Consider the following 24,551-nt stretch of genomic DNA (forward strand, 5'->3'; position numbering starts at 1 on the left):
ATGTGGTATAAATCCCCCCTATTCTCACATAGGGGGATTTTTTATGTGCTGCTTCGGCGTACAGCCAGCAGCATAATAAATGACAGGATCACAATACAAATCGTCCAAGTCCATGCAAGCTCTATTCGTCCAGAATCAATGGCCACATAGATTGCCGTTGGGAGTGTTTGGGTTTTCCCTGGGATATTGCCGGCAAACATTAAGGTCGCCCCAAATTCTCCAAGGGCTCTCGCAAAGCTCAAGATCGCACCAGAAAGAAGGGAAGGTAAGGCGAGCGGCACGGTGATATAGGCAAAGACTTGGAATGAATGAGCACCGTCTACTTTTGCAGCACCCTCTATGTCTGACTCAATCGTCGAAAATCCAGCTTTTGCTGATTGATACATGAGCGGGAATGCCACAACCGTCGATGCAATGACCGCCGCCCACCATGTGAAGATGACAGGCTGATGGAAGATCCATTCAATGGCGCTTCCAATCACACTGTGTTTTCCGAACAGAACAAGCAATAAAAATCCTACGACCGTTGGCGGAAGGACAAGAGGCATCATGAGAAGCGTTTCAATGATCATTTTTCCCTTAAAAGATGTTCGCGCCATCCAAAAGCCAATGGATGTTCCAAAAAGAGTAGCCAATAGCCCGCTGACGACGGCAACTTGAACGGACAGCCATATTGGAGACAGAAATTCTTCGGTCAGCATCGGCATTACTTCACTTGAAAGCCGTACTTTTTAAAAATCGATGCGGCTGTATCTGATTGTAGGTATTGAAAAAATGTCTTGGCTTCCTCTAAGTGTACCGTCTCTTTTACGAGTCCTACAGGATAAATGATGGGGGAATGCATGTCCGGATTTGCCTCATCCACAATCTTTACTTTTTTGGACACAAGGGCGTCAGTCTTATACACAACACCTGCTTTTACATTCCCTGTTTCTACGTAGCTTAGGACTTGACGTACATCCTTGCCATAGACAGCGTTCTTTTTTACTTGATCCCATATGTTCAGCTTCGTGAAAATCTCTTTTCCGTGTGTACCAGCAGGAACTGATTCAGGTGTACCAAGAGCGATTTTTCCTTTTAAATGCTGGACGTCGAGAAAGGTTTTGATAGAAGAAGAGTCTTCTTTTGGCACAATGAGGACAAGCTCATTTTGTATGACATCCTTTATATGATCCTGATCGATATCTCCGGATTGGACAAGTTCATCAAAAGGCTCTTCAGCCGCAGAAAAAAAGAGATCCACTTTTGCCCCTTGAGCGATTTGCTGCTTCAGTGCGCCTGATGATCCGAAATTATTCGTTAATGTTACGTTCGGATGTTGATCGTTGAAGGTGGATTCAATTTCTTTTAGTGCATCCTGCAGGCTTGCAGCCGCTGAAATCACCAACTCCGTCTTTTTGCTTGTATCTGATGACTCCATCTCAGTTTGACACCCAGTCAGGAGCAAACAGATCGTGACGAAAGCTAAGAATAGATACTTCATGTTCCCACCTCTTATCATTCAATATCATGTGTATTCCTTATTATAATCAAACTTATTTGACCATTCATAGGTTTTCAGTAAAAGAGAAGAGAAAAAGCCGCCAGATGGCAGCTTTAATGCTGATAAAAACGAAGTAAATTCCCATTGATCACTTTATCCGATAAGGACAGCTCTTTATTGGCTTTCTCAATATAAGGCTGACATACTTCCTCTTGTTCAACAGGTTCTTTCGTTTTTTGGTTATAGCAAGTGTTTTTTGTATAGAGATAATCATCAGTAATAAAATTCCCATTTCTCAGAACAGCGAAAGGCGTACGTTCGTTAGAAAATAAGTCATTTCCAAATTGAATGGCATCCTTGGACTCAATACCAAGCAAATGGAGGAGTGTCGGTTTCACATCCATTTGGCCGGCTGTTTCAGATATTTTCTGTGGTGCTTGATCCGTGATACCAGGAATGTAGATTAAAAATGGTACCCGCTGTAGTTTGACAGCATCAAACGGTGTGATTTCATCCTGCTCGAGCAGCTCGGCCATCGCCTCATGATGTGCCTCTGAAATGCCATAATGATCACCCATGAGGACAAACATTGTATTTTCATACAGTCCTTCTTCTTTCATGCGGTCAAAAAATGTCTTAATGGCTTCATCTTGATAACGGACGGTTGTCACATAGCGGTTTAAAATGGAGCTAGACGAATCATATTCATCGATAAACTGATCCTTTTGGTCAATTTCAAACGGAAAGTGATTGGTCAGGGTAATGAATGTGCTGTAATAAGGAGTCTTCAACTTTTTTAAATAATCAATGGATTGATCAAAAAAGTCGATATCCTTTAAGCCCCAGCCAGTCGAATTCTGTTCATTGACATCAAATGAATCGACATCATAAAAGCGGTCAATTCCAAGAGATTCATACATCACATCACGATTCCAAAACGTCTTGTTATTGGCATGAAATTGGACGGTTTGATAGTTCTCTGTTTTCAATTGCTTGTATAACGTGTCATATTCGTTGTCACTCGCTGTGAAAAAGACAGCGCCGCTGCTAGATGGATAGAGTGAATTTGCGACAATAAACTCTGAGTCCGACGTCTTTCCTTGCTCTGTCTGCTGATAAAACTCATCAAAGTAAAAGCTCTTCTTAGCGAGTTGATTTAAAAATGGTGTGATGTATTGTCCGTTTACCTTTTGGTCAATGACAAATTGCTGCGTTGATTCAAGTGAAATGAAAACGACGTTCTTGCCTTTAGCAAGTCCAAAGTAGTCTTCGTTTGGTGCACTGTAGTCAGCCTTTGTGTAGTTTTCCACTGTTGAAAGTGTATCTTCATCTGCGAAGGCTTTTTGCCCAATACGAGCCGTTTGAGCAGCACCATCATAAAGATGGAATTGAAAAAGACCAAGGTTTCGTACAAGGACTTCTCGATCATGAGAGCTTGTCAGAAATCGAGGGTGATCCAACACGGCTGCACTGACATGGAATATTAGGAAGCTACAGCAAACTGCATAATACGTTTTAATTGTCTTAAATGATGCTTTTGGTGATAACGGTTTACGCTTTAACAGCCAAGCCAGTACCACGAAATCAATGAGCATCAGGACAAAAAGCGGGTGGAACAATTCAGTCATACTACTGCCCATATCCCCCATATTCTTTGCCTGAAATAAGACTGGGATGGTAATAAAATCAATATAAAATCCGTAAAAGATCGTATTTGATATCAAAATTGCCGTCAAAATAAAATTTGTGGTGAATAAAAAAACCTTTTGTTTCGTTTCATTTAAAAAAAGAACAATCCCAAACAAAGGGAGCAAAAAGCTAAGTGGATTCATCAAAAGCACCCATTCGTGAAACAGATTCGCTGTTCGTATATGAAATCCGAATTGATAAATGATGTATGTTTTCATCCACATGAAGAGGATGGAGTACACTAAAAACCAGTGATTTTTGAAAAACGTTTTCATTTATGTAGCTCCTCATCATTCTTTATTCAGCCGCGTAAAACACTTATTTTAAACCTACTAAAAAAATGAGGAATGATCAATTCATATCCTTTCTTTTTTAAAAAACTCTTTTTCCTTCTCCTAGAACTGAAAGGGGATAGACATTCCGCAAATGACGGCGATGTAATAGCAGGTGACAATGGTGAGGGCAGCTAGTACGACTTGTTCACCTGTGCTGCCTGTTTTGACATAAAAGGGAAGACGGACTTTAATTGTAGCTGGAAATAAAAATTTAATACCGTTCACTGTTCCTGCATCAAGAATAAGGTGGCTCGCCATTCCAACAAGTAAACCGATGCTAAGACTGTCATTTGGTATGTATGTTGTCGCAACAAAATAAATGATCAGCAGAAATAATAAACTGTGCGTAAAGGTGCGATGACCGAAAACACTACTAATCAGTGTCGAAAGGAGTGGGAATTTCCTCCCGATTTTACTTTTCGTATGACAAAGATCTGGGATGAGGGCACCTGCTGATCCAGCAGCAGCCATAGCGACTGGGTCAAATCCGTAATAGTAGGCGGCGGCTGTTGAGGCTGCAATTCCGCCCATAATATGTGTTTTTCCTGTCATGATGCGTACTCCTGTTCTATCTTTGGTTCAAGTACTCACTATATCAAGGGTGAATTCATTCAGCAAGGCTTATTTCTAAAGAAAAAAGGAAAAAACAGTGACCTTTCTCCATTATTTGAAAAAAAAGAGAAAGACCTTTTATGATGAATGAGCTTAGCCCCTTGTATAATGATGAATGCTGTAGCACAAATTACACAGGTAAAGGCATTTTATGAGAAGGGGGGAAGTAGCGATGTCATTTTTTCAAAAGGATAAAAAGGCGAAAAGTGAGAAAAACCATCAGCAGGTAGACCAGCTGTTAGAAGAAGCCAGTAAAGAACTAGCAGGTGATCCGCTTCAGGAAGCTGTACAAAAGAAGAAAAACAACCATCAATAAGCAATCAAAGGGCAGAGAAAACGAGAAACGGTTCTCTGCTCTTTTTATGATTTTCCCTTTGACAGATGTAAGAATGTTTGATAACCTTCGTGTAGTAAAAAATGAATAGAAATCCTCACGCTATGTCTCAGTGAGGTAGAGGTTGCGCGGATGATGAGTCACTCATAGGAGAGATGGAATCAACGATCATGAGAAAAAAGGCATCAGCGCCGAAGTGTAGAGAGAGCTCCAACTTTCTTTATGCTGGGTCTGCATTGAATAAATGCAGGACTGCCACGTCTTTAAAGCGTGGAGGGCTATCCGGAGATCAAGGTGTATGTTTTGAAAAGCATGGACTTTTGTTCAGGCTTTTTTTATGTTCTGCGGGACAAAGAAAAGGGTATGCTGTTAACAAAAAAGTGACCCTATTGAACATAAAGAATGTAAGTCATTGCTTCACAGATATATCGATGAAGATACTGCCGGGTCTGGTCCAAAGTGAATAAAACGGAGGTGCGGAAATGGAACAGACAAAAAAATGGGGTTTTTGGTTATTGACGGCGTTTGTCGTCGGAAATATGGTAGGTTCAGGCATCTTTATGCTGCCAAGTACGCTTGCTCAGCATGCGAGTCCATTAGGTGTGACGATGGCATGGCTTGTCACAGGTGGCGGAGTGCTGATGATTGCACTTGTATTTGGGCATTTGTCCATTCATAAGCCGCATCTGAAGGCTGGACCACAAAGTTATGCAAGGGCGCTTTTTAAAGATCCGAAAAAAGGAAAAGCTGCCGGTTTTACAATGGTTTGGGGATATTGGGTGGCGAGCTGGATTAGTAATGTCGCTATTATTACAAGCCTTGCTGGTTATTTAACAACCTTTTTCCCTATTTTAACCGTAAAAACGGTGATCTTTACCTTTGGGAAAGAAGCGATCACACTTGGTCAGCTCACGACTTTTATCGTATGTACCATCCTTCTATGGGGAACTCATACTATTTTAATCACAAGCTTAAGTGTAGCAAGTAAATTAAACTTTATTACGACCTTTTCAAAGGTGTTTGGCTTCGTCCTTTTTATTGTAGGAGGCTTATTTGCCTTCCAAATGACATTATTTGAATATTATTACTTCCCGGTTGCATCAGGGGGCCAAGAGGTGCTCGGACTTGGGGGTCAAATACATCATGCGGCCATTTCTACACTATGGGCATTTATTGGAATCGAATCTGCTGTTATTTTATCAGGAAGAGCGTCCTCGCAGCGTGATGTCAAACGTGCGACGATTACAGGGCTTTTAATTGCACTATCCATCTACATGATTATCACACTGATTACAATGGGCGTGTTGCCACACGATCAATTACAAGGCTCAGACAAACCATTCGTAGACGTGCTTCAGTTGATTATTGGGCCAGCTGGTGGAATTGTCATGGCAATGCTTGCGATCATTTGTTTATTTGGGTCGATGCTTGGCTGGATCTTACTCGGTTCAGAAGTACCCTATCAAGCAGCAAAGGCTGGTGATTTCCCAGCAGTGTTTGCAAAAACAAACAAAAAGGGGAGCCCTGCCTTCGCCTTGACTGTCACAAATATTATGTCACAGCTGTTTATTTTCTCAGTGATGTCAAGAACAATTAATGAGGCTTTTACCTTTTTAACAACATCAGCAACACTTGCATATCTCATTCCGTATATCGTGTCATCGATCTACAGCTTTAAGATCATCATACAAGGCGACACGTATGATCTCCAAAAAGGAAATCGAACAAGAGACGGCATCATTGCACTTGTTGCTATTGGATATTCTGCTTGGGTCATTATTTCAGGGACAGCTGATTTGAAAACATTCGGTCTCGGAATTGGCCTGTTCTTAGTTGGTATTTTGCTTTATCCATTCATGTCAAAAAGATTTGCTAAAGGAACAGAATAAAGAAGATGTGTTTCTCAAAAATTGGTGTGAAATGAATAAGTAAATGATTTTTCACGTTCATCCTTAACATAGTAGCCACTCTATGGGTCAGTTGTACTGACCTTGATTTCTTTTGTTTCTTCTTCGGTATATATACCGAGTTGTTTTACGAGATTCCTAGTAATACCATATTCTTTAGTTGATATTTTTTCGCTTTTATGGAGAAAAGAGGTACTTTTTTACTTTAGACAATGGTAATATACGGTTAGAGAACATATCTAGAAAGGAAAGGGATGCGTGGAAACAGCAAAAATATTGATTGCAGATGATGAAGAAGCAATTGTAAAAATGGTTGAACGCGTATTAAAAAAAGAAGGATTTCAGCATATTTATAAAGCCTACCATGCAAATGAAGCATTAGATGTGGTCAAAAACGAAGACATCCATCTCTTAATTTTAGATGTGATGATGCCCGGTAAGTCTGGCTTTGACGTTCTTCCTGAAATGAGAATATATACGAAAGCGCCCATTTTCTATTTAACTGCAAGAACGTCCGATGTAGATAAACTGACCGGCTTTGCACAAGGGGCAGACGATTACATCACAAAGCCATTTAATCCGTTAGAGCTAGTGGCCCGAATTAAGGCTCACTTAAACCGAACATATATCTCCTTACAGGAGGAGCAAGAAGAGGCTCACAACCAATATGAATATGCCCATTTCTCATATCATCCTCATGCAGCTGAATTGAAAGTGAGAGGAGAGGTGACGGCATGCTCTGCTCAACTTCTATCTTTGCTGAAGTACTTTTGTGATCATCCGAATGTGGTCCTTTCAAAAGATCAAATCTACGAGAAAGTATGGGGCGTCCCATCATATGGTGATAACAACACCGTCATGGTTCATATTCGAAAGCTGAGAGAAAAGATAGAATTAGATCCTAGTCAGCCTGAATACATTGTAACGATTCGTGGTATGGGATATAAATTTATTCCACATCCTGTGAAGGTTCTGAATTAATTCATGAATTTACGAACAAAACTTTTCTTTCACTTTGTCGGACAGATGTTTATTGTCATTGCGATTCTGGTGATCGGGAATACGTTCTCTGAGAATCTATATTATAAAAAACACTATGAGAATATGACTGAAACCGGTTTAACAAAGGCCGATGGAGATACACTCATGAGCTGGCTTTATTTTAACGAGGATGGAAAAATGGAAGCCGATGATCAGCTCAAACAAGCAGTGAAAAAACGTGACGGCTGGTTCCAAGTGATCGATTCAAAAAAACACAATGTATATAGCTATCACCTCCCTAAAAATATTCCAACATCCTATCAAAAGGATGAAATGATCAGGATTTTTGAAAAAAGACAATTTAAAGATTACAAGATGTACTTCTGGCCAATTGAGATTGATCAAGAAAGCTTTATCGTGTTATATGGGTTTAAAACGAACAGTACAAAGGTAGCTAATTATCTCAAGCAGCACGAGAAAAATCTGGATGCACTATCTCAATATTCGGTTGAAACGAAAGAATTTTTGAAAAGAATGAATGGATCGGTGCATCTATTCAATGAAGAAGGAAAATATCTAAAAGGCATCCTTGCGAAAAACGATTTGAAAAATAACGTAACGGATGTTGAACTGCTAAAGTACCAATCGAAGCCTTGGGAGTTTAGAAGTGACCTCTCTTACATCAAAGTGAATAAACATCTCTACATAATCGTGTCTGTGCCAAATAAAGTATACAGCCCAGACGAGCTTTATGATAGAGAGACAGAGGCTTTAAACCAATATACGACCATTCTGATTGCGGGTCTTGCCCTCACTATTATTATCGTTATGACATTATGGTACTCTTATCGATATGGGCTACCGATCTATCACATTATTCGCTGGCTGATTTTTTTATCAAGAAATAAATTACAGGAACCAACAAACAGAAAAGGGATTCCAGTCAGTAAAAATAAAAAAGGCCGTATTAAGCGAGAATACCGGTTGTTTGAAGATATCCTAAAAACAATGGATCAGCTCACGCATACACTAAAAGAGAATGAAGCAAACCGTAGGAAAATTCAAATCACAAGGGAAGAATGGATTGCAGGATTGTCTCATGATTTGAAAACGCCTCTTAGTACGATTTACGGCTATGGAATGATGCTTGAATCTAATCAATACCAATGGTCCAAAGAAGAAGTCATGGAAATGGGACAGGTCATTCGTGAGAAATCAGAATACATGTCGACCTTAATAGAGGACTTAAACCTTACGTATCGATTGAAAAATGGCGCATTACCTATTAATCGAAAACCTGTCGAACTTGGTGAATTTTTAGCGTCTATTATGGACGAGTTTTCAAGAAGCTCATTTTCGGAAGATTATCCGTCATCTTTTGAAGATCAAACAGATGGAGTCATGTTTGAGATTGACAAAGCTTGGTTTAGACGAGTAATTGAGAACCTGCTAGCGAATGCTGTCAAGCATAACCAGAAAGGAACTCATATTACAGCTACCTTATCTGAAACAAATGAGGAAGTTCGGATCGAAATGAAAGACAAAGGACGCGGAATGGCACAAGAAACTGTTGATCACTTATTTAACCGTTACTACAGAGGGACAAATACGAATGATCCAACGAATGGAACAGGACTCGGGCTGGCGATTGCTAAAGAGCTCGTCTTACTGCATGACGGAGATATTCAAGTTGAAAGTGATCTAGGTGTAGGAACAACTATTGCGATTATCCTAAAAAAATTATCATCTGTAAAATAGTCAAAAAACGATTTTCTTTTCTAATGGAGATCGTTTTTTCCTATTTTAGAATTGAATCATTTTTGTAAAAGATTAAAAATGTTAACGTGAACAAATCTTTTTTCATTATTTCAATTTGAACGTGCAAAGCAGCTACAGCATCAAAGCAAGATTACATGCAGAAAAAGACAGGAAAATGAAAGCGGTTTTATGATAAGATGGTAAAAAATTATAAAAGGCGGAATAGCATGACAGTCACAATTAAAGACATAGCAAAATTGGCAAACGTCTCTCATACCACGGTATCAAGGGCTTTAAATAACAGTCCTTTTATTAAAGAAAAAACAAAACAAAAGATTTTGTCGATTGCAAAACACCTGAATTATTCACCGAATGTCCATGCTAGAGGCCTTGTATCACAAAAATCCTATACAATCGGTCTGTTTTTTACGAGTTTAACAGAAGGCACGTCCTCAAGTTTCTTCGTGGATGCGTTAAAAGGTGTCAACAGTGTGATGACAGAGCACTATAATCTATTTGTAAAAGAAATTGCTGACCTTCACGAGTACACAACCATTCATAAACAACGCTATGATGGCATTTTGCTCATGAGCCAAAGCGAGCACGATGAAGCGTTTATCCACCATGTAAAAAAACAGGGCATTCCCATCATTGTGCTAAATCGCCGTGTGGAAAGTAAAGAAGTGATGAATATATTAGCTAATGATAGTCAAGGTGCATACCAAGCGGCGCACTATTTTATTCAGCAAGGTCATGAAAAGATCGCCATCATTGAAGGGAAAGAAGGCTTTAAATCGACTCAGGAAAGAAATGATGGTTTTCTACAAGCATTAATTGATCATCATGTGCCAATGAAGAAAGAATATATGTTCAAAGGAGACTATCACATGAAAAGCGGCTATGAATCAATGGAAGCTTTGCTGACTCTTGATTATCCACCAACAGCGCTTTTTTGCTCAAACGATGACATGGCCATTGGTGCGATGAATGCTTTGTTGGCAAAAGGCAAAACGTGTCCAGGTGATATCTCCATCATCGGTTTCGATGATATTGCATTTTCATCCTATACCACGCCTGCACTGACAACGGTGAAAAAGCCGATCGAAAAAATGTGCGCACTTGGTGCAGAAGCCATCCTTTCAGTCATAAATGGTGAAGTGCAAGAAGATCATATGGAAAAAATGTATGTACACACAGAGCTGATGATCAGAGATTCAGTCAAAAAGGTGCAATAATTAGCGCCTACAGGTGAACATATACAACCTATATGCACTGTAGTATAATATTCCCGAAATTAGAAAAGAATTGACGGAGGAGATTCTGTCAAGCAGTACATAAAGCAGGGGGTTTATTCATGAAGAAGTTAACAGCCATTTGGCTATCGTTTTTGCTTGTGATGGGTGTTTTAGCAGGATGTGCAGGTGCGGAAACAGATCACAAAGCAACGGGTTCTGAAAATAAAGAGACAGCAACTGCGGCATTTCCTGTATCAATTAAAGATGCAGCTGGTAAAACAGTCCAAATTAAAGAACAGCCTGAAAGGATTGTTTCTTTAATTCCAAGTAATACAGAGGTTGCCTATGCGCTTGGCCTTGAAGATAAAATCGTTGGAAGATCAGATTTTGACAATTATCCAAAGGAAGTAGAAAAGGTTGAGAAGATAGGTGGACTTGAATTCAATGTAGAGAAGGTCATTTCCTTAAAGCCTGACCTCGTATTAGCACATGCATCACAACTGGGGGCAAAAGATGGATTTAAACAGCTTGAAGATGCAGGTATTCAAGTGCTGACTGTAAATGATGCAACCTCCTTCAAGGATGTTTACAAGTCTATTCATATGATCGGTGAAGCAACCGGAGTGAAAGAGGCATCCGCGAAGCTTGTAGACGAGATGAAATCAAAACTGAACGACCTCAAAAAACAAGCAGAGGCGATTTCCAAAGACAAACAAAAAACAGTCTTTGTTGAAGTGTCAGGTGCTCCTGAAATCTATACAACAGGTAAAAAAACATTTATGGACGAAATGCTTTCATTCATTCATGCAAAAAATGCAGCCGGCGACCAAACTGGCTGGGTACAAATGACAGAAGAGTCAATTATCAAACGAAATCCTGATGTCATTGTCACAATTGATGGTTCAAGCTTAGCTGATCTGAAAAAAAGAGATGGTTGGAATGCGATTAAAGCAGTAAAAGAAAAACAAGTCTTTCAATTGAATACGGATTTCGCATCAAGACCGGGACCGAGATTGGTTGAAGGAGTCGAGGATCTTGCGAAAAGTATCTATCCTGACACGTTCAAATAAATTCATTATCGCTTACGCATTCAGTGTTTTACTTCTTGTGGTGAGCATTGGAATGGGAATCTCATTTGGTAGCTTAGGGATTCCCATTCCTTCTATTCTTCGTATATTTGTTCATGAACTATTTGGAGTGCAGGTCGGAACCATTGATTCTATTGATCGCAATATTATGATGAATATCCGGCTGCCGAGAGTGATATTAGCGGCATTAGTAGGAGCAGCGCTGGCGTCATCTGGTGCTGCCTTTCAAGGTTTATTAAAAAATCCCCTCGCTGATCCTTATACACTAGGAGTATCTCAAGGGGCATCTGTTGGAGCCGTAGCGACTTTATTTTTTAGCTTGCAGCTCCCCTTGTTGGGCAGTTTTACACTGCCTTTTTTCAGTATGACAACAGCGCTTGTGACACTATGTCTAGTCCTCTTTTTCGCACGTCTTGTTCATCGGGGGATGAGCATCTCCTCTTTAATCTTGACGGGTGTGATTTTCAGCTCTTTTTTGGGAGCACTCATTTCATTAATGATTGCTTTAACGGGTGATGACCTAAAAGAGATTATTCATTGGCTTCTTGGCAGTGTGTCCATGAGGGGCTGGCGTTATATCGCTCTTTTTCTCCCTTTCTTCCTCATTGGTACCTTTGCACTGATGCTGATGGGGCGAGATTTGAATGTGATGACGTATGGCGAAGAGAAGGCAAAGCTATTAGGTGTACATGTGAAAAGGAGCAAATATATTGTACTGCTTGCTGGTTCGATCCTGACTGGCAGTGCGGTAGCGGTGTCAGGGACGATTGGATTTGTGGGACTTGTGATCCCGCATTTTATCCGCCTTTTAGCCATCACGGATCACCGGCATCTGCTGCCTTTATCTATGATGAACGGCGCTTCCTTTCTCGTCATAGCAGATGTGTTATCCCGTACAATCATTGAGCCGACGGAATTGCCTATTGGTATCATTACTGCGTTAATTGGTGCACCTGTATTTGGGATCATCCTCATTCGCAGATATAGAGGGGGGACGCATCTATGATTCAAGTGAAGGAAGTCAAAGGTGGCTATGGTGAGAAAGAGGTCATTCGTGGCATCAGTTTTGAGGTGAAGAAAGGAGAATTTCTCGGTATACTGGGACCAAATGGGAGCGGAAAGACGACCCTGCTCAAAATGATAGCAGGTATTTTAGCGCCTAAGAGCGGTCAAGTATGCCTCAGCGGTTGCTCGATTCAATCATACCGGCCAAAGGTACTTGCGCAAAAACTTGCTGTTCTTCCACAGAAAACCGACCAAGCCTTCTCATTTACAGTGGAGGAAACCATTCAGTTTGGACGTTATCCTTATCAGAAAGGATGGCTGCAATCTGTCATGAAAGAAGATGAGCAAGTCGTAAGCAGAGTGATGGAACAAACGGATGTCGTTCAATTTAAAGATCAATCCATTCATGAGTTAAGCGGAGGAGAACAGCAGCGAGTATATTTAGCCCAGGCATTAGCTCAGCAGCCTGAATATTTATTGCTAGATGAGCCAACCAGTTTTCTTGATTTAGCTTATCAAAAAGAGTTGCTCGATTTAATTAAAGAAGAGACCTCTTCCTCTAAATTAACGGTGATCGGTGTGTTTCATGATGTAAACATTGCCAGTTTGTATTGTGATCGGTTGCTATTGCTTCATGAAGGAAAGGCTGAAATATTAGGACAACCGCATCACGTTTTGACCACTGAACGGATCAACCGGGTGTACGAAACTGATGTCACACTGCTCAATCATCCACTGCGAGCAAACCCACAGCTGATGATTGAGCCTGCTGCAATGTCTAAAGCATCCAATGTGAAATTAGCTGATGGTTGGAGAACGCATGGCTCAAAAGGAATGACATTTTCCATCAATCAGCCGCTTCGTATTCTATCCTCACACGAGAAAAATGGAGGTTTCTTTTGGAAAAGGTCACTTGGAACGGGAACTGAGACTCTTCATGACAGACTAGATGATGCTGAAGGTATATTGTTTTTCGGCAAATCTGAGGGACAAAAGCAATACGCCGCTGAAGACGATGAAGATGATATAGCTCTTTACGGGATGCTTCAGCAAGGAGAGCTAACCATTTGGCTTGTGCTGAAAGGATCTTTATCAGATGGAGCGTCTGTTCAGATGATGGGGCAGTTGATGCACATCATTCAACAAGAGGGGAGCATCCCAATTCATCATCTTTGTATCGCTGCTGTCAACGCAGAAGAAATGGGACTTGATGCCCTTCTATACGAAAGGTTACGGAAGAAAGCGCAACGTCTCCTTTATACATTGGGTGCAATTAAAAAGTAACCAGAAGGTTCACTTTTTTGTGTTTAGTTCATGGTTCAGCATTCAAATCGACCGAATGTTAAAAACACAGTGTTTATAGTAAAATAAATACAAATTTTCAATTTCAGGGTATTCTAAAAGGACAAAGCAATGCACAAGGAGGAGAATCGATGAAACTTTATACAAAAAACGGGGATCAAGGCCAAACAGGCTTGATTGGCGGGAGAGCAGATAAAGATGACATCAGGGTAGAAGCGTACGGTACGTTAGATGAGGCGAATAGCTTCATTGGACTTGCACAAGCAAGCTTACAGCAGCATGGTGAATTGTTTCAAGATATTCTGTCTGAGCTGATCGTCATTCAGCATGAGCTGTTTGACTGCGGTGGTGATTTAGCAGCGGTGAAACCGAGGAAAGAAGGCAAATTAACAGATGGATCTGTGGCATTCCTTGAGCAAAGAATGGACGTGTATGTAGAGGAAGCCTCCCCGCTGACCAAATTTATTTTACCAGGTGGCCAGCAAGGCGCTGCCTTCTTACATGTGGCGAGAACAGTGGTCAGAAGAGCAGAGCGGCATATTGTGACGCTAGCGAAGCAGGGAGAGATTCCATCAGTTACGCTCACATATGTCAACCGTTTATCCGACTATTTATTTGCAGTTGCACGTATTGTAAATCATCGGCTCGGTGAAGCTGATGTTGAATATGAACGAAGTGCAGATGTGTTTCGTTCTAAATAAGGGAAGCACTTTTCAAGAGTGCTTTTTTGTTGCAGTCAAACCTGACCAAAGTTACGACTCTGGTCGCAATCAAAGATCAATCTGTAACACGTTTTGCCGGGTTTCTATTTTGACTATAGTAAAAGCAAGGAGCAAGAAAGGAGGCATGAAGATGGCAAAATGATCGATCTGACGAGCTTTATTGATGATGATAAAGTCTATCCAGTGATGGAGGCTGATGCTTTGAGTTACTTATTAATATCGAAGGCAGGAGAAATTGCTGATGCCATTAAGTCTGCCAGTATTGGAGAACCAAGGGAATTGAATCAAAAGTGGCTAGAAAGGTCATGAATAAACTCCGTCATTAAGCAAATGGGTATTCTCCGGATTCGTTAACAGCAAGAGAAATGGAAATATTGAAGCTGATTGCAGATGGGAAATTGAATAAGGTCATGGTGAGGAATAGTTATTACAATTAAAACGGTGAAGACGAATATGACCAACATTCTTTCAAAGCTTGACGTAGAAAGATCGAACACAAGCGGCTGTGTGCACATCGTCATAAGCTGATTCAATAAAAAAACAGCTTTCAAATGAAAGCTGCTAGAACATGCGGAATTTTAGTCCTTCTGTCCTGTGATCGGACGTTCGGATAGTTGATGGAGCTCAGGAACTGAAAAAGCCTCCTGCTCCTCGGCCGATTTGTCTATCAGGGTTTGCTTCATCTCGGATAATAGCTTTACGCTCTCCTTTGCCAATGCCGCTTTTTTCTCCTGAAAATCAATGATCTGTGAAAGTCCGACGAATAAACCGCCTCCAATAAGAAGGATCGCAGGGGTTTGTCCATAATAAATCACGATCAAAAATGTGCTCGAAAAGCTGTCGGCTTCAATGAAGAAATCTTCTTTTGATTGCATGAATACTACGATTAAGAGGAGTAATCCTAAAATCAAAAATAGAATGCCGGCCAAAAGTAAAGCTCGTTTCATGATTGACACCCTTTTTTTCTTACCATTTTAACATACTCTATAAGGATTGTGTTGCGCCCTTAGTCCCGAAGTCACGGATTTTCACATTTACCTTGTATTGAATGTCCGATTCACTAAAAACCTCATCCCAATGCTTTGCTTCTTTTCGAAAATCATTCGGATACGCGATATTCGCTTTTTGATAAAATCCACAAATATCTGCTTTGATCTCGTGCTGTAACTTCTCAATGAAATCTTTCACGTTCTTTTCTAACCGCTGCTTCACGACCCCCTCAATCTCTTGGAGATATTTCTCATTAAATGAATTTTCACGTACATTCCAGTCCTCAGACAACCTTCCATCAAGCTCGACTGAAACATCAAATCGATATGTGCCACTGGCTGATTTATGAGTCTTTATGTTGTGGTTAAGTTTAAAAATCTCAAAAGAATAGATGCTCTGATCATATTGAAAATCAATCACTCCGCCCTTTGCGTCCCCAGTTAATAGGTTATATGACTGCACTGCTAATGGAGAGATGTTAGTGAGAAATCGTTTATTTTTAATAATAGAGGCACCTTCCAATATTAATTTGCCTTTATCGACACTGACTTTTGGAAGGGCAAAGGATACGTTGTTTTGCATGGCAGAAGAAATATCTCCTAATGAGACTGGCTTAAACATGCGAATGGTTGTTTTTGTATTTCCCGAAATGGTGTATAAAGTGGATGAAGCTGGCTGCCCGTCGTCATTGATTTTTAGCATGTCCCCAGGCTTTTCAGAAGTCATAAAGACAAGACTTCCTCTTCGTGTTTCATTGTCTCGAATGAATTGATTAATGACCAAGTCGAAATTATTCTCATTGATGAGCTCCTGAGAAAATAAATAAACTCTTAGCTGATGTGAGAAAATGCGGTGAGTTTTTTGGGCAGTTGTGCGAAAAATTTGGTGCATAGAATCACCGCTTGTTTCAATGATTTCAGTGGGGTCTTTTATGCTCGTTTCTTGATCAATTTTTTGAGGAACGAGAACTTGCATAGACAGCTTTAGTTTATGTCCGTTATCTCCCTTATCTACAGCAAATCCAATCGCCATGTTGAGCTCCTCGATATTTGTACTATCCCAGCATCCACTTAATAGGATAAGCGTCAGGAAAGCAAAAGTCGCTTTCTTTTTCATGTTGCTTTCCCCCTCCTTTTGAAAAACACAATAATGAATAAGAGAAACGGGAGTATGCCGAATAAAAGGAAAAATAGGTTGTTTACATAAGTCAGATAATCACGCACTATATCAACATCCTTTGGAAAAATGGCGGCAGAGAAGATCACAATTCCCATCAAGGCGAGGACGACTTTTTTAGGAAGCTTTGTCAGCTTGGATACCCCAATTGCAGCAAAAAACGTATACCCTACAAAGCTCGTATAAAGCTGAATAAGCCATACGATCAGCAGAAAGGATTCAATTCGTTCAATAAAGACCCCCTGAATATCAAATGATTGAAATAATGCAATGGTCGGCCAAGTTAATGTAGCCGTTTCTTTTACAGTCAGCGCACCAACTACAAGAATATAGGTGAAAATATAAATGATCGCAGGAATCAAAAATCCGACTGTACCATAAGCAAAGGTGTGTTTTTGAGTGTTCATATATGCAGGCATAAACAACATCATTTCAATGCCGACAAACGAAATGGCTGAAGCATTAAAGGAATTGAAGACAGGAGATAAGCCCTCTCCTAACACTGGCCGGAGGTTATCTAACTTAAATTCTTGTACACTGAGTCCGTAGGCAATAAATAAGATGATGAGTGTAACAATGAGAAAAAAAGGACATAGCCTGGCAATATCACCAATCCCACCAACTACAAGATAAAAACCGACTAAAATAAAGCTGAGCATTGTCACGACTACAGGCGTGTTTTGAAGCAGGAAGAACTTCACCATTTCCGACATGGCCCTTACTTGATAGCTGGCGACGCCAAGAAAATAAATAATGATCAAAAGGTTGGCAAGAGCGCCAATCCATTTCCCAAGCCCTTCGTTTGTATAATCATAATAAGAGGAGAAGGGAACCTTTTTCATCATGAGCACATTCGCAAAAATAAACACAATGTAAATGGCACTCATCAGTAAGAGTGCAATCCAGCCGTCAGGTGTAGACGCAGCCTGAGCCATTGATCTTGGCAGAATCATCATGCTTGCGCCTAGAGTGGTATTCGTAATAATGGCACTTGCCTGATAGCTTGTGATCGACTCTTTATGATTGACCATGTCGTTCTCCTTTCTTCTGGTTTTTCAAAGGCAACCGAATGATGGAATTATCCTCGTTTTTATAGCTGAACACAAAATCTGGTGAGAAGTATGGAGTGCCAAAACTTTTTTGTCTAGTCAAATGTGTCAGTAGTGCGAGCATGAACAGTACAACTCCGTATAAACCCAATGCAGCCGCAGTAAACATGGACACAAAGCGGAGCGTGCGAAATGACATGCCTATCCCGTATTGAGGAACGGTAAAGGATGCAAGTGCGATGACACTGACGATAATCACCATGATTGAGCTGACAATATGAGCTTGTACGGCAGCCTGTCCAATCACGACTCCTCCAACAAGTCCGATCGTTTGACCAAGCGGATTTGGCATCCTTAATCCAGCTTCCCGTAACAGCTCAATGGTTATCTCCATGATGAGTGTCTCCACAATAGGAGGAAAGGGGACATTCTCCCTTGTGCTTGAGATGGAAATGGCTAACGTTGTGGGCAAAAGACCTTGATGGAAGGACACAAGTGCAATATAAATAGCTGATAAAAACAATGTAAGAAAAATGGAAGTAAAACGTAGCAAACGAATGAGGGAGGCAGCGATCCATCTTTCATAATAATCATCAGGTGATTGCATGATCGTCGCGAGGGAAGCAGGCACAATTAGAACAAAAGGTGAATGATCGACAAAAATGGCGACTCGCCCATTGTTTAAAGCAGACGCAACTTTATCTGGCCGTTCTGTGTTTTGGATTTGCGGAAAAGGAGAATACACATTGTCTTCAATGAGCTCCTCAAGAACACCAGAATCTTGTATATCATCAATGGTGACTTGTTTGAGACGTTTTTTCACCTCTTTTAAAACAGGAGCTTGAACGATACCATCAATGTACATAATGGTCACTTGGGTGTATTTTTCCTGCCCAATTTTCATGTCTACTGTTTTGAGATCAGGGTTTTTCAAGCGCTGTCTCACGAGAGCTAAGTTCGTGTTTACATCTTCAATAAAGCCAATTTTTGGCCCTCTGACCACTGTTTCAGATGTGGATTCCCCTAAACTACGTTTCTTCGTTCCGTTCGTTTCTAAAATATAAGCATGCTGAAATCCGTTAATTAGAACGACACAATGCCCTTGAAAAATCGCATCGATCAATTCTTCAGAGGTCTTCACCGAACGGGTTGTCATCATGGATAAATTGGATTCTAGCTTCTCTTTTGTAAGAGAGGTATGGTCTTGCAGCAGCAGCTTTAAGAAGGTTTGAATCTGGTTGGTTTCGTTCATTTCTTTAATGTATAAATAATAAACAACCTGTCCGTGAGGTAGCGTTTTTTTCTCATGGATCAAATCGTCCATTTCCTTTAACTGCGGGAGAATAACAGAGAGATTATCGTATAAGTGCTCTTTCAGTGGAGTCTGATTCAAAAGGATCACCCGCCTCAACATTTTTTTCTTAGCATTACCTACTTGAAAAAACAATATTCTCTGTTACATTATTTTGTGGTAAAAGAAAGAATAGGGTTGTGGAGGAAACAAGATGGCACAAATTCGTTTAGCAGGAACAAAAGAAAAGATTGACCGTATTCTACAGTCGTTTGACAAGCATTATGAGGTGAGGTATACGTCAAAGGATTATGGAAAAACGAACCCAAAATACAAATATTCGAAAGATGTTCGTGTTTATATTGAACTAAAATTAAAATAAAGATAAAATTTTAATTGAAAACGCTTAAAGGATTTTCGTTTTTTGTATAGAATAGAGTTGAGTGATGAGAAGCTATGGAGGGATACATAATGACGGAATTTAGAATCGAAAAAGATACAATGGGCGAAATTAAGGTGCCAAAGGACAAGTTCTGGGGTGCACAAACACAACGAAGCAAAGAAAACTTCAAAATCGGTTCTGAGAAAATGCCAAAGGAAGTTGTGAATGCGTTTGCAATTTTGAAGCGTAGCACAGCCATTGCCAACGAACGTCTTGGTAACCTTGAAAGTGAAAAGGCAGAAGCCATTGCAGTTGTATGTGATGATATTATCAGCGGAAAATACGATGAGCATTTTCCGCTTGTTGTATGGCAAACTGGTAGTGGAACACAAAGTAACATGAACATAAACGAAGTCATTTCAAATAGAGCAACTGCTTACTTGAAAGATAAAAATAGTGAACTCAGCATTCATCCGAATGATGACGTAAACCGAAGTCAAAGCTCAAACGATACATTCCCAACGGCTATGCACGTGGCAGCTGTTTTAGCTGTGTACAAAAAATTAGTACCTGCTATTGACCAGTTAAGAGCCACATTTGATGAGAAAGCAAAAGCGCATCAAGAGATCGTTAAAATCGGTCGTACGCACCTGCAAGATGCAACACCGCTTACAGTTGGCCAAGAGATTAGCGGCTGGGTTTACATGCTGGATCGTTCAAAAGAAATGATTTTAGAATCAACGGACAAAATGAGAGAGCTTGCGATTGGCGGAACTGCTGTTGGTACAGGGATTAACGCACATCCTGAGTTCGGCAAATACGTGGCTGAAGAGATCAGCAAGTTAACAAGTCAAACTTTTCATTCTTCACCAAACAAATTCCATGCACTGACAAGCCATGATGAAATTACGTATGCACATGGTGCCCTAAAAGCCCTTGCAGCTGATTTAATGAAAATTGCCAATGATGTCAGATGGCTTGCAAGTGGCCCTCGCTGCGGAATTGGTGAATTGATGATTCCTGAAAATGAGCCGGGCAGCTCTATTATGCCTGGAAAAGTCAACCCAACACAAAGTGAAGCTTTAACAATGATTGCAGCGCAAATCATGGGGAATGATGCAACGATCGGTTTTGCTGCAAGCCAAGGAAACTTTGAACTTAACGTATTTAAGCCGGTCATCATCTATAACTTTCTGCAATCAGTTGAGTTACTCGCTGACGGCATGAACTCATTCCATGACAAGTGTGCCATCGGAATTGAACCAAACCTAGAAACAATTGAGAAAAACCTGAAAAATTCATTGATGCTTGTGACGGCACTTAACCCGCACATCGGATATGAAAATGCAGCGAAAATTGCTAAGCTTGCTCACAAAGAAGGATTAACGTTAAAAGAAGCAGCACTTCAATTAGAACTGCTAACAGAAGAGCAGTTTGAACAGTTTGTGAAACCAGAAGAAATGGTGACACCGAAAGCGAAATAAGAAACCAGGGGCAGATGCCCCCTGGTTTCTTATTTGAACTAAATGGTTGATGTGAATCTCTCATGAGAATGTGAAAGACAAGATTTATTCGATGCTACGTATACGTGTTTTTCAGTAATCTCGCATGACTCTAAGGAAACGGCTTTTTTGTTATATCTTGATCAAAGGCGGACGCAGGATGGAAATCGCGATTCAAAGATATGTAGATGACCTGCTAAACAGAATTCAAGCCAACAAACTTCCCGCGCTGACAGAAAAAGGTTTTAATTATTTATCACAAGCATCACTCAGGTACTGCCCTGGGTTTTATAAATGATCCTCTTTCGATGTGCGTAAGAGTGCTTCAGAGATGGATTGAAGCGGCGCGTATAATTTCAGTTGGTAAAGCATGCCTTTGACAATGACTTGTCTTGGTTTTTGCTTGTTTAATTCATTTTCTAAAATGCCAAGTGCTTCAAATAAATCAGACTCGTCTTTCACTTCATAGTGTTCTTCTGCCAGCCCTCTTAATTCTTTTAATAGAGATTCTGTCAGCGGGTCAAAGGACTGTTCATAAATGGAACCAAACCAGTCGCTCGCTTGGTCAACAGAAATGAGCGGAAGATCGTTTCGCTTCATCATACCGCTCATCAAATCATCAATGCGGTGCATCATGGTTGTGGCAAGCTCTTCTGCTTCCAACTGAAAATCATATAAAATCGCAAGCTCAAAATAAACATGACTCATGCCTTCGATGGTTAAACATAGATCCGCCATATAAGGAATAGCAGCGTCACCATACACCTTTTTAATGTTATCAATGTGCAGCTGGATCGTTGCAAGCCTAATTTGTTTAGCGAGCTGCTGCGTTTCTTCATTCAATGGAAGGGCTCGATCGCTCAGTTGCATTTTAATAAAATCCTTTTGCTGCAAAATATTATCGTAATAGACAGTGAGCTGTTTGCGATAGGCTTCTTTTGGTGTGCCACCTTCTGTTTGAACCTCGTGAATCCGGGTAAATACCTTATCGTAATAGTTATGCAAGATCGAAATGAGCAGGGCTTCCTTTGATTTAAAGTAAAGATAAAAAGCACCCTTTGACATATGACATTCATCCGCAATTTCCTGAACAGACGTTGTATTGTAGCCTTTACTGGAAAATAATTTCATGCCGGCCTCAATGATCATTTTTTCTTTCTTTTTCAATATGCATGTCATCCTTTCTTACCGAGAGACAAATGTCTTAGGAAACGTTCGCAAAGAGATATGACTTATCGGTCAAACGACGAAAGTTTTCAAAAATTAATCAGATTGTAACTTGTTTTTTACAGTGTAATTCTTTATATTATAAAGTAAGGTGACCAACTGGTCAAAATATGTGAAAGGATGATGTTTCATGAGAGAAATCGATGATATGATTAGACGCTTGCGAACAAAGGGAATTCAAGTAGAAAAAGTCAAAATGCCGAAAGAAACAACAGTTGAAAAGAAATGGATGTACCAAGCTGGCAAGAAGATCAAGGCCACATACCCTGATTTCAATGGGTATTCATTCATCTAAAAAAGACTGCGGTCAAAAACCCTACAGTCTCTTCTTTGGAACAGTAATTGTATAACGTACTCCTAGATCATCATTTTCAATAGATATGGAAGCTCCATGCATTGAAAGAATTCGTTTGACAATGCTTAATCCAATACCGAATTCGCCCTTTTTCCCCTTACTAAAAGGTTCGTATAGGTTGGATAGCATATGTTCTTCAATTGGAGGGCCGTCATTACGAATGACAATGCGGATTTGATCCTCTTCCTGCTTCATATGAATGTCAATTTTACTTTTTGCGTAGCGAAGTTGATTTTCTAGTACATTTTCAAATAATTTGCTCCATTGTTCTGGATCGCCTTCAAGTGTAGCCTCATCATCTAAGTCCACGTTCCACTGCAATTCATTTTTCGACCAGCGTATACGGTCAACCACTTCCAGCATTGTATTACTCACGAGGAAGGAAGAATGCGCGTGATGTTGTTTTGATAAATAATCAAGCTTTGTTAAGTACAGCAAATCTTTGATTTTCTTCTCAAGCTTTTCCGCCTCACCTTCGATGACTTCCACCGTTTGTTCAAGATCTCCCTTAGGAAAAATACCATCTTTAATGGACTGCGTATAGCCGCGGATGACCATGACAGGTGTCTTTAAATCATGTGATATGTTTTGCAAAAGTGTTCGCTCAGTTTCATCCTTTTGAATGAGTTTTTGTCTCATTTCTTCGATTGTAGAACCGAGCTTGCCGATTTCATCTTGCCGGTCAACGATAACCGGATCATCCCAGTCTTCTTGTGCAATCCGCTTCACATGCTTTTCAAACGTAACGATCGGACGGGATAAGTAGCGGGCAAGCCAAATAGATGGAAGCCAGCTAAGTAAAATAACAGTGCCTAAAATAAAAATCAGCTGTTTAAACAGTGTAAAGGACAAGTCATCTCGATAAGAGTCCGGTGCATAGGACAAGAGAATATATTGTGTATTGCCTGATGAGATTTTTTTGATCACAAAAAAGATATGTTCCCCATTCACTTCTTCTGAGTAGCGTTTCGTTACGCTTTTTTGTTTTTTTACAAAGGTTTGCACTTTCTCAATAAATGCATACGGGAAAAACTGGGCCATTTGATTTAATTCATCTGACGGGATCAGAAGGTGCTGAACCGTGCGATTTTCTGGTGTCGACTTTGGCGACCCATCTGGATTCAAAGGGTATTCTGTTAACACCTGTTGCTCGTTTTCGATGTTTTTATATATTTCATTCGTGAAGAAGTTTCGTAATGTATTTGAAAATAAAATGATCAGGACAATCGAAATCGTCAGCAAAATGCCAGAGATGACGATCCAAATTTGAAAGGCGAGCGGTTTATTCTTCATCCTTTTAGCATCCTATAGCCAAATCCATAAATGGTCTCGACTTTTAAGTCAGGCATTTTTTTGCGTAGCCGTCTGACAAGATCATCGACAACACGATCTGTCCCGAAGTAATCGTGTCCCCAAATTTTGATGAGAATATCTTCACGAGAAAAGGCATGTCCTTGATGATGTGTAAATAAAAGCAACAAGTCAAATTCCTTAGAAGTTAAGTTAATCAGCTGATCCCCTTCGTAAACCTCTCTTACGTCCTCATGAATGATATAAGAGGAAACGTGTGTGACACTTTGCTGAGGGGTATCACTGTTTTTATACACAAGCTCCAGCAGCTTTTGCACGCGAATGATCAGCTCACGCGGAAGAAATGGTTTCGCAATATAATCGCTGCTTCCCAGTTCTAAGCCGAGGACACGATCGATATCTGCATCACGTGCTGAAATGAAAATGACCGGTACGTCAGGTGATGCAGCTTTGATTTCTTTAATGAGTGTGTAGCCGTCTGTATCAGGCAGCATAATATCTAAAATCCATAGATGCGGCGGCTTGTTCATTGCCTCACGTGCCGCTTCTCCTGTTAAAAAAGAGGAGACATTCCAATTTTCACTCTCTAAATATTTGGTTAAAAGTTCATTTAAGTTTTGTTCATCTTCAACTAAATAAATGGTGTACGACAAAGTCTTCCACATCCTCTCAACGCCATTATAACGGGATACAAAGGCGGCGTGTCAACAATCACATTCTTTTTTCACAATTTCACATATTCTTCTCATCATTATCCCATAATGTTTGATTATGATAACCTCAAGGGGAAAAAAGGGCATAGACAAAAAGTTATTTA

At 40.3% G+C, this 24,551-nt stretch carries 23 protein-coding genes, 1 pseudogene and 1 riboswitch; of the genes and pseudogenes, 13 read left to right on the forward strand and 11 right to left on the reverse strand.

What is annotated here, in order from left to right; translation table 11 throughout:
• Positions 1-41: 41 nt before the first annotated feature.
• The 4 genes from modB to WAX46_RS07675 form a co-directional block, all read right to left on the reverse strand.
• Entirely contained in the window at positions 42-707 is a 666-nt protein-coding gene (gene modB / locus WAX46_RS07660; RefSeq protein WP_226568004.1) for a molybdate ABC transporter permease subunit, read from the reverse strand.
• Complete coding sequence (gene modA / locus WAX46_RS07665; protein ID WP_336493590.1) at positions 707-1,483, reverse strand: molybdate ABC transporter substrate-binding protein; 777 nt, start codon at positions 1,481-1,483, stop codon at positions 707-709. Before modA ends, modB begins: the two co-directional genes overlap by 1 nt.
• A 113-nt stretch (positions 1,484-1,596) precedes the next feature.
• A complete protein-coding gene (locus WAX46_RS07670; RefSeq protein WP_336493591.1) occupies positions 1,597-3,447 on the reverse strand; it encodes an LTA synthase family protein in 1,851 nt (616 codons plus the stop codon).
• A gap of 120 nt (positions 3,448-3,567) precedes the next feature.
• Positions 3,568-4,059: a metal-dependent hydrolase gene (locus tag WAX46_RS07675; RefSeq protein WP_336493592.1), complete on the reverse strand. Its 492-nt coding sequence runs from the start codon at positions 4,057-4,059 to the stop codon at positions 3,568-3,570.
• A gap of 232 nt (positions 4,060-4,291) precedes the next feature.
• On the opposite strand from WAX46_RS07675, the gene sspJ reads away from it, so the two are divergent.
• The 10 genes and pseudogenes from sspJ to WAX46_RS07725 all read left to right on the forward strand — a co-directional run.
• Positions 4,292-4,435, forward strand: coding sequence for a small acid-soluble spore protein SspJ (sspJ, locus tag WAX46_RS07680; protein ID WP_226568000.1), 144 nt, complete (start codon positions 4,292-4,294; stop codon positions 4,433-4,435).
• A 128-nt stretch (positions 4,436-4,563) separates the two neighbouring features.
• A riboswitch (Lysine riboswitch) is annotated at positions 4,564-4,742 on the forward strand.
• Positions 4,743-4,935: 193 nt separating this feature from the next.
• Positions 4,936-6,342 carry an amino acid permease gene (locus WAX46_RS07685; protein WP_226567999.1) on the forward strand — a complete coding sequence of 469 codons (1,407 nt, stop codon included), beginning with the start codon at positions 4,936-4,938 and terminating at the stop codon, positions 6,340-6,342.
• Between the two features lie 276 nt (positions 6,343-6,618).
• A complete protein-coding gene (locus WAX46_RS07690; protein ID WP_226567998.1) occupies positions 6,619-7,341 on the forward strand; it encodes a response regulator transcription factor in 723 nt (240 codons plus the stop codon).
• Between the two features lie 3 nt (positions 7,342-7,344).
• A complete protein-coding gene (locus WAX46_RS07695; protein WP_336493593.1) occupies positions 7,345-9,099 on the forward strand; it encodes a HAMP domain-containing sensor histidine kinase in 1,755 nt (584 codons plus the stop codon).
• Positions 9,100-9,326: 227 nt separating this feature from the next.
• Positions 9,327-10,334, forward strand: coding sequence for a LacI family DNA-binding transcriptional regulator (locus tag WAX46_RS07700; RefSeq protein WP_226567996.1), 1,008 nt, complete (start codon positions 9,327-9,329; stop codon positions 10,332-10,334).
• A gap of 119 nt (positions 10,335-10,453) precedes the next feature.
• Positions 10,454-11,404 carry an ABC transporter substrate-binding protein gene (locus WAX46_RS07705; protein WP_336493594.1) on the forward strand — a complete coding sequence of 317 codons (951 nt, stop codon included), beginning with the start codon at positions 10,454-10,456 and terminating at the stop codon, positions 11,402-11,404.
• Positions 11,370-12,428 (forward strand): FecCD family ABC transporter permease, encoded by a 1,059-nt coding sequence (locus tag WAX46_RS07710; protein ID WP_336493595.1) that lies wholly within the window; start codon positions 11,370-11,372, stop codon positions 12,426-12,428. The genes WAX46_RS07705 and WAX46_RS07710 overlap by 35 nt, the downstream gene beginning before the upstream one ends.
• Entirely contained in the window at positions 12,425-13,711 is a 1,287-nt protein-coding gene (locus WAX46_RS07715) for a heme ABC transporter ATP-binding protein (RefSeq protein WP_226567993.1), read from the forward strand. Before WAX46_RS07710 ends, WAX46_RS07715 begins: the two co-directional genes overlap by 4 nt.
• A 149-nt stretch (positions 13,712-13,860) precedes the next feature.
• Positions 13,861-14,430, forward strand: coding sequence for a cob(I)yrinic acid a,c-diamide adenosyltransferase (locus tag WAX46_RS07720; RefSeq protein ID WP_226567992.1), 570 nt, complete (start codon positions 13,861-13,863; stop codon positions 14,428-14,430).
• A gap of 147 nt (positions 14,431-14,577) precedes the next feature.
• Positions 14,578-14,987 (forward strand): annotated as a pseudogene (locus WAX46_RS07725) (response regulator transcription factor); the annotation flags it as partial.
• Between the two features lie 42 nt (positions 14,988-15,029).
• Here the strand turns inward: WAX46_RS07725 and WAX46_RS07730 are convergent.
• The 4 genes from WAX46_RS07730 to WAX46_RS07745 are packed head-to-tail and all read right to left on the reverse strand — an operon-like array spanning position 15,030 to position 19,059.
• Positions 15,030-15,398, reverse strand: coding sequence for a hypothetical protein (locus WAX46_RS07730; RefSeq protein ID WP_226567991.1), 369 nt, complete (start codon positions 15,396-15,398; stop codon positions 15,030-15,032).
• Between the two features lie 37 nt (positions 15,399-15,435).
• Positions 15,436-16,557, reverse strand: coding sequence for a Ger(x)C family spore germination protein (locus WAX46_RS07735; RefSeq protein ID WP_226567990.1), 1,122 nt, complete (start codon positions 16,555-16,557; stop codon positions 15,436-15,438).
• Positions 16,554-17,648, reverse strand: a complete 1,095-nt coding sequence (locus WAX46_RS07740; RefSeq protein ID WP_226567989.1) for a GerAB/ArcD/ProY family transporter — start codon at positions 17,646-17,648, stop codon at positions 16,554-16,556. Before WAX46_RS07740 ends, WAX46_RS07735 begins: the two co-directional genes overlap by 4 nt.
• Entirely contained in the window at positions 17,635-19,059 is a 1,425-nt protein-coding gene (locus tag WAX46_RS07745) for a spore germination protein (RefSeq protein WP_336493596.1), read from the reverse strand. The genes WAX46_RS07740 and WAX46_RS07745 overlap by 14 nt, the downstream gene beginning before the upstream one ends.
• 112 nt (positions 19,060-19,171) lie before the next feature.
• Here WAX46_RS07745 and WAX46_RS07750 point away from each other — a divergent pair, with 112 nt between their 5' ends.
• Together WAX46_RS07750 and fumC are read left to right on the forward strand one after the other, a co-directional pair.
• Positions 19,172-19,339 carry a YvzF family protein gene (locus WAX46_RS07750; RefSeq protein WP_226567987.1) on the forward strand — a complete coding sequence of 56 codons (168 nt, stop codon included), beginning with the start codon at positions 19,172-19,174 and terminating at the stop codon, positions 19,337-19,339.
• A gap of 89 nt (positions 19,340-19,428) precedes the next feature.
• Positions 19,429-20,823 carry a class II fumarate hydratase gene (gene fumC, locus WAX46_RS07755; protein ID WP_336493597.1) on the forward strand — a complete coding sequence of 465 codons (1,395 nt, stop codon included), beginning with the start codon at positions 19,429-19,431 and terminating at the stop codon, positions 20,821-20,823.
• Positions 20,824-21,129: 306 nt separating this feature from the next.
• On the opposite strand, the gene WAX46_RS07760 is transcribed toward fumC, so the two are convergent.
• Positions 21,130-22,008 (reverse strand): TetR/AcrR family transcriptional regulator, encoded by an 879-nt coding sequence (locus WAX46_RS07760; RefSeq protein WP_336493598.1) that lies wholly within the window; start codon positions 22,006-22,008, stop codon positions 21,130-21,132.
• 190 nt (positions 22,009-22,198) lie between these two features.
• On the opposite strand from WAX46_RS07760, the gene spxO reads away from it, so the two are divergent.
• Positions 22,199-22,363 (forward strand): anti-adapter protein SpxO, encoded by a 165-nt coding sequence (spxO, locus tag WAX46_RS07765; RefSeq protein ID WP_226567983.1) that lies wholly within the window; start codon positions 22,199-22,201, stop codon positions 22,361-22,363.
• Between the two features lie 21 nt (positions 22,364-22,384).
• On the opposite strand, the gene WAX46_RS07770 is transcribed toward spxO, so the two are convergent.
• Together WAX46_RS07770 and WAX46_RS07775 are read right to left on the reverse strand one after the other, a co-directional pair.
• Positions 22,385-23,716, reverse strand: a complete 1,332-nt coding sequence (locus WAX46_RS07770; protein WP_226567982.1) for a sensor histidine kinase — start codon at positions 23,714-23,716, stop codon at positions 22,385-22,387.
• The gene (locus WAX46_RS07775) at positions 23,713-24,387 is read right to left on the reverse strand and encodes a response regulator transcription factor (RefSeq protein WP_099681859.1); all 675 of its coding nucleotides are present in this window, start codon (positions 24,385-24,387) and stop codon (positions 23,713-23,715) included. The genes WAX46_RS07770 and WAX46_RS07775 overlap by 4 nt, the downstream gene beginning before the upstream one ends.
• Positions 24,388-24,551: the final 164 nt, after the last annotated feature.

Origin of the sequence: Bacillus sp. FJAT-53060, assembly GCF_037104745.1 — a bacterium.
In the GTDB taxonomy this organism is placed as follows: Bacteria; Bacillota; Bacilli; order Bacillales; family Bacillaceae; genus Bacillus; species Bacillus stratosphericus_B.

Coding starts and splice junctions, on each gene's coding strand:
- WAX46_RS07770 (WP_226567982.1), bottom strand. CDS start 23,716: ATGAAGAATAAACCGCTCGCCTTTCAAATTTGGATCGTCATCTCTGGC.
- WAX46_RS07705 (WP_336493594.1), top strand. CDS start 10,454: ATGAAGAAGTTAACAGCCATTTGGCTATCGTTTTTGCTTGTGATGGGT.
- WAX46_RS07715 (WP_226567993.1), top strand. CDS start 12,425: ATGATTCAAGTGAAGGAAGTCAAAGGTGGCTATGGTGAGAAAGAGGTC.
- sspJ (WP_226568000.1), top strand. CDS start 4,292: ATGTCATTTTTTCAAAAGGATAAAAAGGCGAAAAGTGAGAAAAACCAT.
- modB (WP_226568004.1), bottom strand. CDS start 707: ATGCCGATGCTGACCGAAGAATTTCTGTCTCCAATATGGCTGTCCGTT.
- WAX46_RS07670 (WP_336493591.1), bottom strand. CDS start 3,447: ATGAAAACGTTTTTCAAAAATCACTGGTTTTTAGTGTACTCCATCCTC.
- modA (WP_336493590.1), bottom strand. CDS start 1,483: ATGAAGTATCTATTCTTAGCTTTCGTCACGATCTGTTTGCTCCTGACT.
- WAX46_RS07740 (WP_226567989.1), bottom strand. CDS start 17,648: ATGGTCAATCATAAAGAGTCGATCACAAGCTATCAGGCAAGTGCCATT.
- WAX46_RS07695 (WP_336493593.1), top strand. CDS start 7,345: ATGAATTTACGAACAAAACTTTTCTTTCACTTTGTCGGACAGATGTTT.
- WAX46_RS07720 (WP_226567992.1), top strand. CDS start 13,861: ATGAAACTTTATACAAAAAACGGGGATCAAGGCCAAACAGGCTTGATT.
- WAX46_RS07735 (WP_226567990.1), bottom strand. CDS start 16,557: ATGAAAAAGAAAGCGACTTTTGCTTTCCTGACGCTTATCCTATTAAGT.
- WAX46_RS07675 (WP_336493592.1), bottom strand. CDS start 4,059: ATGACAGGAAAAACACATATTATGGGCGGAATTGCAGCCTCAACAGCC.
- spxO (WP_226567983.1), top strand. CDS start 22,199: ATGAGAGAAATCGATGATATGATTAGACGCTTGCGAACAAAGGGAATT.
- WAX46_RS07750 (WP_226567987.1), top strand. CDS start 19,172: ATGGCACAAATTCGTTTAGCAGGAACAAAAGAAAAGATTGACCGTATT.
- fumC (WP_336493597.1), top strand. CDS start 19,429: ATGACGGAATTTAGAATCGAAAAAGATACAATGGGCGAAATTAAGGTG.
- WAX46_RS07685 (WP_226567999.1), top strand. CDS start 4,936: ATGGAACAGACAAAAAAATGGGGTTTTTGGTTATTGACGGCGTTTGTC.
- WAX46_RS07700 (WP_226567996.1), top strand. CDS start 9,327: ATGACAGTCACAATTAAAGACATAGCAAAATTGGCAAACGTCTCTCAT.
- WAX46_RS07730 (WP_226567991.1), bottom strand. CDS start 15,398: ATGAAACGAGCTTTACTTTTGGCCGGCATTCTATTTTTGATTTTAGGA.